At 43.1% G+C, this 7682-nt stretch carries 5 protein-coding genes; 4 read left to right on the forward strand and 1 reads right to left on the reverse strand.

Translation table 11 applies throughout. The features are described 5' to 3' along the window. On the reverse strand, positions 1-2651 hold a 2651-nt coding region (locus GKAS_RS21910), incomplete at its 3' end, for a hypothetical protein (RefSeq protein WP_156105163.1). A 438-nt stretch (positions 2652-3089) separates the two neighbouring features. On the opposite strand from GKAS_RS21910, the gene GKAS_RS21915 reads away from it, so the two are divergent. From GKAS_RS21915 to GKAS_RS21930, 4 genes are all read left to right on the forward strand, one after another. Continuing rightward, positions 3090-3902, forward strand: a complete 813-nt coding sequence (locus tag GKAS_RS21915; RefSeq protein WP_035897459.1) for a hypothetical protein — start codon at positions 3090-3092, stop codon at positions 3900-3902. Beyond that, complete coding sequence (locus GKAS_RS21920; protein WP_035897460.1) at positions 3895-4305, forward strand: hypothetical protein; 411 nt, start codon at positions 3895-3897, stop codon at positions 4303-4305. The genes GKAS_RS21915 and GKAS_RS21920 overlap by 8 nt, the downstream gene beginning before the upstream one ends. A gap of 986 nt (positions 4306-5291) precedes the next feature. Then, complete coding sequence (locus tag GKAS_RS21925; protein ID WP_035897462.1) at positions 5292-6290, forward strand: hypothetical protein; 999 nt, start codon at positions 5292-5294, stop codon at positions 6288-6290. After that, positions 6287-7387: a hypothetical protein gene (locus GKAS_RS21930; protein ID WP_035897464.1), complete on the forward strand. Its 1101-nt coding sequence runs from the start codon at positions 6287-6289 to the stop codon at positions 7385-7387. Before GKAS_RS21925 ends, GKAS_RS21930 begins: the two co-directional genes overlap by 4 nt. The last annotated feature ends 295 nt before the right edge of the window (positions 7388-7682 follow it).

A 7682-nucleotide genomic window follows, 5' to 3' on the forward strand; every position in this document is an offset into this window, starting at 1 on the left:
AATACAGAAATTCTGTTGGTAAAACCACTATCACCTTTATCAAGAAGTGTGCCCCATAACGCAAAGCTGATGGCGGAACGAGGGAGCTTCCACGGACGGTCATATGCTTTTGATGGAAACTTACCGCTCCGTACGGACTCTAGGCGTTGTCCCGTTCTTTTCACCAACATATCGGCTGCCATTTGCCCTGATACTGGATACTTTTGTTTGTAGTCGCTGGCTGACATGGCGCCGAGATAGGCTAGGTGAAAGGTTTCGGCCACAGGGAGTTCGTTGATGAGCTCGCGGGTTAGGTCGGAGACTTCTTCTGTGCTGCGCGGTTGAGGCCATCCCCTCTCTTGTGCCAGAAAACCGATGTACTGAGCCACTTCGGCGCGGGCTATTTCCATGGCCAAAGGCAGTATGCTTTTTTTCCACTCCTCAGGGATATCGCCATTAATAGCACGAAGGGATTGCATAACATATTCACAGGCCGGTGATAAGCGCCACCTGACACGCCCAAAGCGCCATGCTCGTACTTCATCCTTTTCATCATCAACGACAAAGGCATCAAGGCTGGTTTTAGGGTGCACACCGGCGAGCCCAGTCTTTAAAAGATCAAATAAAAGAGCATTGTTACTTATCCTAGGACCAAAATCTGTCTCGCACTCATCCAGCATGGGAAGGTCAGTATCACCGGGTTCTGCATTAGCACAACGAAACAGAGCCAGCAGGGCGACGGCTGCACGTAATGGGATTTCTGACAAGGGAAGGGGATGCTCAAGTAGTGGGGGAAGATTGTCTAATTCAGCAATGACGATCCGGCGTTTGGCATCATTTTTATCCTCGCACCTCCGTGCTGCTCGCTGTAGCGCTTTTTCCAGATCTTCCTTTTTAGATTCATTATCGCTTTCGAATTTGAGGACGATTGGTTTGATTTGTTCGACGAGAGGCATGTCTGCTTCTTTAGTACATAGCAAAAGAAGATTGAATATGGAGGAATAGTGATGAGGGTTTTGCTCAATGGCTTTCAGATAGGCTGTTTTTGCTTTTGTATGGTATTTCATTACATGCGATGAAAGGCCAATGTAAAACAGCACTGAATCGCGAGTGTCCTCATCTGAAACCCGCCCCATAAGCTGATAGAAATCACGTTTTATGTCGTGATCTGGAAGGAGGTACACGAGTTCTTTAATTAAGTCGTAGGCTTCTTCGGAAGGGATATTGTGCGCATTAAGTGCGTGAATAACACCTGAGGTAAATTTCTTTAATGCCGAAGTATGATTACTAGCCTTCTGAAGCGCTAATTCACTATAGTGGAGAGTCACGTTCTTTGATTCTGCTAGCCACTGGGAAGTGAGCCAGCCTTGTCCAAGACTATTCCAGTCAGGGGCCTGAAGTTGTGATCTAATTGAGGTGTAAAGCGACAATAGGTTACCGTCAAATTCGAGTTCATGGCCTGTAATGTTCCCGAGAAGGCCATCTAATTCTTCCCAGAAACCATCAGGTAAATCGGGTTCGTCACTCTGAAGTTCTTCGTAGGCGCCATCAAGTTTTAACAATACAAAGGCGATACGGTAAAAGCGCTGGGTTCGTGGTTTTGCCAGCGTCGTGAGAACATCCTGGTAAGGGTGTAGATCCCCGCAGGACCATGCATTCCCCCAATTGTCCCAGTTGCTACCACTTACAGGAAAAACATCATCATAGAGGTCCAGTGCCTGGATATAAAATCCGTCATACCGAGCTTCTATGGCCTCCATGAATGCTTCTGCAAACTCTGGGATATGCCTTGGTGATGAGCGGCACACAGCAACAAGTGCCGCACGGCCCATTCGGACGCGGAATTCGGCAGGAAGCGACGCGCTTTGCAAAATACTGGCAAAGGATGACATGCTTTCTTCTGGCGCAGTCTGACGCTTTATATCCGCGCGCGCTAATGTAATCTCCCAGAGAATTTCGTCTTCAGGTGATTCATAGCTTCGTTCGATCTCTTCGAGTTGACGGAGGTATTCAAGTGCCTCATCTGCTTTTTCTACACTTGCAGCGACTTCTGCTGCGGACCAGAGAAGTCTTGGCATTCGTAGTGGGGAGTTAGATGTGGATATGAGAGTATATTGCTCACTTAGGGAGGTCTTGCAGCGTTGCATGCAGGTCAGAACGGCAAGGCGGATACGCTGCTCATGAGGGTAAAGAGAAAGCAGATGCTGAAGATCGTTAAGTCTGCCTGCTGGCGAGTGATAATCCTCGGGCCACCAGGATAATGATCTGGCGAGTGCGGCCAGGATTGGTACCTCGGTTGATGTGACAACTTGCTTTAACCTAGCCCAGATTATGGGCTTATCTGCATTACTACGATCAACGTTTTTATCATGGGTAACCAACATACCCAGAAGGCCGATACCCTCAGCATCAAGCTCGGCATCTGGCGCCATAAGTCGGCTCCGGGCATCTTCAAACCTGTCCTGCATCCATTCGCAAAATGCGATTTTAGTCATCAACTGTGGGGTGGTGTTTTTCAGCTGGGCATATCCGACAATTGCCTCTTCGTATCGCCCATTTTTTAGGTGTAGATCGGCAATACTTTCTTGGTCAGAATGGGCTATCAGCTCGGCCTGTTTATCGAGCAGCGCTGATAGTGTGTGATGTTGTGGGTAATCCATTTTTTTTGCCAAAGTGGTTTCTCCAGCTGCATGTTCAAAAGGCAATAACCATGATTTTTATATGCATTATACCGGTAAACGCTGACGTGAGATCTGTACATCGGTGAGAATGTTGCGTTTCTCACACTCAGCATGTTACACATCAATTTCATACTGGAGCCACAAGCCAGTAGTGCTATTAATGAATGAACGGTTATCCATTCAAAGTGAAAAATTTACCCATAACTAAAATTAGCATTGTGATGTGGCATATTTGATAAATTTGTCATTGAATACCGGATGCTGAATATAAAATCTTGTGCAATTTATATTTATGCCGCTATTATGAAAGGAACTTTCTATTCGTTTTCCTTTGCTTTAGCGGTTGTAACCCAATACGGGTTTATGATGAATCGGATTATGGGGTGAGGATAATTTACAGAGGGGTGTATGAAACTATCCGGAAATACGATGTCAAACTGTATTGGAATATTATTGGCGGGATGCCTAGCGTTGCTTGTAGCGAGATTCCTGGGCTTGATTGGATATAATAGTACCTACCTCGCATCCTTTATTGGTATTTTTATTGGTACTATTATCCGTTATCTTTTTGTTCGATCGGTAAAAAAATTGAGGAAAACAGAGTTAGAACACCAAAGGACGATGAGGGAGTTTTTATCAGGTGTCACGGGTTATAAAATAGTAGTGAGGGGAGCGACGGTTGATTACACAGCGAACAAAGATGGTAATGACGAGCTTCCACTAGATTCAGAACGGTCAGATAATATCTCCACCTTACCGACAGTAAAACTTGATGGTTTTGTAACTATAGATGAAATTCATCGAATAGAGGGGGAGGAATTATTCATCAGACGAAGAATGCCTTTCGATGATGAACTTAATGACAAAAAAAATAAAACAGTTGTGGGTTTATATTTAATCAGTGAAAGACGGTTACTTCTGCGGTCAAAATTTGTTGCGGCGATACTATTTTTGATGGCTCTTTTTTTTATGTGGTTTTTTAGCATGCCAGCTACGTTTATGTTGCCGGGAACGATTCTTTTTATTTTGCTTGAGATTAAAGACCGACTTCTTACTTATCGAGTATCAAAAGGCTTCTTTGGTACTAATGCTGCGGAGGCTTTATTATTACTAAAATTCATTAATGATAATGTTGACGATATCAATGATGGTAGCGATAGCGGTAAGCGAAAAATTCTTAATGATAAACAAGAGCATAATACAGTCCCAAGTGAATCGTCAGTAGGTGGTCAATATGAATAACATGGATGGAGTCACCAAAATGCTGCTTAAAGCTGTCAATATACTTTTATTCAGTTACCCAAAACGAACGTCTTTTGGCTTGCTAATAGGTTTTATTCTTGCTGTTATTCTCTATACCATCAGGACATTGAGTTCGGTTTATAGTGATGTAATAGGATGGATGCATTACCTGGGGGCTGAATTTCTGGGCGTGTTAGGAATGAATACAAAGTCGATAATTGAATCTTATAAAGGTGACGCCATAGATGAGTCATTTGGGTATTTACTTAAGTCAATAGAAACAAACACGAATTTAACCGAGGAGAACAAAAGACTGCTGATTATTGAATTGCTTCATAAGCAGATTCAGTCTTTATCCGATAAGCAAGTCCAGGAAGTGGAGGAGCAAGTTATCGATAAATAGAAAATAAGTGATGAATTAATGTTGGTATAATGGTATGGCTTGGGTTCTCTTATTTTAATTACGTCTGATTACTGAGTGGGGCATGAAAGTCATTACTTCCTGTTCTGAAATAGATATAGAGGGGCTTGACTAAACGAAGTGATGATACATACTCCCCCGTATACAGCATTGTTTGGGAGGAGAGACCATGGATGGCTACATTGATATTGAACATTTTTTTCTTTCTGCCATTGAGTCCCATACCGATGGGGGACAGACAATAACGACTTAAGATTTTGTTCGCGAGTTAGCCAAAAATAATTATGTATGGACTCTGTGAGAGGCTAACAATTGGATTGAAAATAATAATTGTACATTTCGAGATGTATCCATTCTTGATGGTGAGTTGAGAATGTTCCTTCTGGAGAAATCACGCAGAGAGAAATGGGAAGTATGTGTTTTTTTATTGTGATATGTATGGTGCTTGTTATTGTAAGCAAGGTTAAGTCAGTTATTTGTTTGGCAGGTTGACTGAAAACACTGTTTTCCGTATAGAGTAATTCCTGAATTCTTACTTTTTATTTATATGTTTTATACTCTCTTTTTCAGCTTTGAGTACTGATGGTTTTTTAAAGTGAACATTAGTGCTTCAGATATAAAGATATATTCTTAGTCAAAGACAGATTTGTAAGATAGATATCCATTTTAGTTACTTGTTTATTTAAGTGGTGGAGTGATACAGCGTTATCGAGCTGATGACTAGCCATCAGATTTCTCTTTTACATAAATTAAATCAGAATTTTCATGAGTGAAGTGGTTAAAGTTAGTCTTTTTTTTACCGATACTTGTTTTGTCGGTAGTATACAACATTGCTGCAGGCTTGGTCAGATCATTAACTTTAATGAAGCTCACTATGCGGCTTTGTGAGGTAAGTTCAACATTTAAGATGCAAAAAACAGAAGACTGGACAGTCTGTTATTATTCATACTTTTCGGACACGGTAAAAAATGAAAAAGAACGTCGTGTTGACCAAAAAACAGCTGAAAGAGTTGGTAAAACGTATTGTTGTGGCCCAGGGAAACGCTTTCATCAAAGAACTATTGCGTAGTACGGGCAGTAAAATTGGTGCGACTAAAGAAGATTTCGCGAAAAATCTTGATGATGCCATTGATAAGGACATTATCACTCAGGAAATGTTGGAAACCTGGCTCGCAGAAGTCGAAGGGTGGGGCGATCAATATCTTTATTTATTCAACTCACCAAAAGTCGATACCGAGACTTTAGCGGCAGGCATTGCTGCCAGTCCTTATGCAAAATGTCAGGATTCAGGTGTTAGTCTGGATTTCCCTGAGGGGCTTGAGCTGAAACACATCACATTGGATAAAGCCAGCTTATCTATCGTGTGGCATCAAAGCAAGCAAGGCTGGAACCGTTGGAAAGTGAAGGATCACTTTGCGGAAATGGAACTTGAGCGATTCCGGTATGAGGCTTATCGTCAGCGCTTCGATCGCAGCGTTGTTCGATACGAATGGCGCTTTGATGACGATTATTGCGCAATCTTGATTCACCGAAACCCCGATATTGATCATGAAGTTGTTCACTCCCATGTCCAGGAAGCGTTATACGAGATGGGCTTCCCTACTAATGCCCCCTTAGCAAGGATACCGCTAAGTCAGGCGGTGAAAATAGCGGCGAGGAACGATAAGGGGGTCCATACAACCCGATTTGAACTCGACAACGGCTATGTAGAAATGGGGTCAACCCTTCCTGAGGGGGGAATTGAATCCGTAAAAGAGGTTCGTGGTGTTCTTCATGCCGTCGATACCAATTTGTTCGATAGGGCTCAAGGTATGCTGCATTTTGTAGAGGGAGAGCATGGAACTAGTCGGCGCATCGCGGTTCAGGTTTATGGCAGTGAAGGAAAACTCAGAATTTGGGCTCAGTGTAAGCGGGATGATGTGTTTAAAGTTGTTGAGCTTTTGTGGGGGTATAATAACGAGATATGAGTATTTCAGAATCAAAGAAGACCCGATGGCAAAAGGAAATCGAGCGACGTCAGACAGCTGGTGAGTCGCTGGAGTGTACACTGGAACAGTTTGCGAAGTCTGTTGGTGAACTGGCGGCAGATGAGGAGTTACTCATTTTTTTTGACACTCTTGTTGCATCGGGAGAGGTTCAGACAATAAAGACTTTCAGATGTCCCTTTTGCCGTCATGTTTTTGCTGCGGGGACTGTAAAACCAGTAACTGACTGTCCTAAGTGCTATGTAAATTATCTGGAGCAGGGTGAAGAAGTGGAAGACGAGTTGTTTTACCGTTTTCCCGGGGAAAAAAGTCGCGATATCAGATGGATGATTGTTATCCATGGAATGAACAGCCGTGCGACTTGGCAGGAGGAGTTTAGTTGGCAGATTGCTAATCGACTGCGCTACTCGGCTCCAGTCCTCATTTATAAATACGGCTGGGCAACGATAGAGGTGCTTTTTAAGCCATTCCATCGGCGGTTGGCCAAGCAGCTGGGTACGCGTATTCGGATTGCTATTGAGCAAGCAAAGCATAGTCAGCGCCCTCCAACGCCGGATATCATTGCGCATAGTTTTGGTACGCGCCTTTTATCTCTTGTCCTGGAAGATCCTGAGTTTGAAGATCTCAAGTTTGGACGTGTCATTACGGCAGGTAGCATTATCCGCCCTGACTATGACTGGGATACGTTAATTGCTGACGGGCGTCTGGAAGCTGTTTTGAATCATGTGGCTGCAAAGGATGGGGCAGTGCCTTTTGCTGAATATACCATTCCAGGATCAGGGCCTGGCGGTAAAAAAGGGTATGGGTCAAAAAAGGCGATTAATATTCGTAACTATGACTTCGTCCATTCAAGTTTTTTCCTTCCAGATAATTTACGTAACCTGATTTCGGATAATGGCTTATGGCATCTTTTTTTGACTCGCCCATTAGCTCATTTCAAACCTGAAGGCGACTTTAAACTTAGTTCGCCATGGAAACCGTTACCTGCATTTGTACGGGCTTTATTGCAGATGCTACTTTTTCTCGTCTTCTGTCTCGCTTATCCATTTTCGTGGTTTCGGCGCAAGCTAGACCCTTAAGTCAGTATGACCCTATCATGTTTAGTATGGTTCTAAATCGAGCTGTCTATGAGCTAATGGATGGCTTCTTGGTATCACAAGGCCCACCTATTTTGGTGGCGGGCTTTAGAATGCCCATCGTATGTTGTTGGTGTTATCTATCAGGATTCCATTCTTAAAAAAGGATAGGGTAGCAGCACATTTTTGGGGGGCGAAATCTACGCTGTGTCTTATCAATTCAATGGGTTATTGAAATGATTTTAAATGACTATGTTATGCAATGGCATATAGACGATGTAAATACATGATAATATGA

The sequence above is a fragment of the Kluyvera ascorbata ATCC 33433 genome (assembly GCF_000735365.1).
GTDB lineage: Bacteria > Pseudomonadota > Gammaproteobacteria > Enterobacterales > Enterobacteriaceae > Kluyvera > Kluyvera ascorbata.

Bases quoted from the DNA above. Each gene is read 5' to 3' on its own strand.
- GKAS_RS21930 (WP_035897464.1), top strand. From the start codon at position 6,287: ATGAGTATTTCAGAATCAAAGAAGACCCGATGGCAAAAGGAAATCGAG.
- GKAS_RS21925 (WP_035897462.1), top strand. From the start codon at position 5,292: ATGAAAAAGAACGTCGTGTTGACCAAAAAACAGCTGAAAGAGTTGGTA.
- GKAS_RS21915 (WP_035897459.1), top strand. From the start codon at position 3,090: ATGTCAAACTGTATTGGAATATTATTGGCGGGATGCCTAGCGTTGCTT.
- GKAS_RS21920 (WP_035897460.1), top strand. From the start codon at position 3,895: ATGAATAACATGGATGGAGTCACCAAAATGCTGCTTAAAGCTGTCAAT.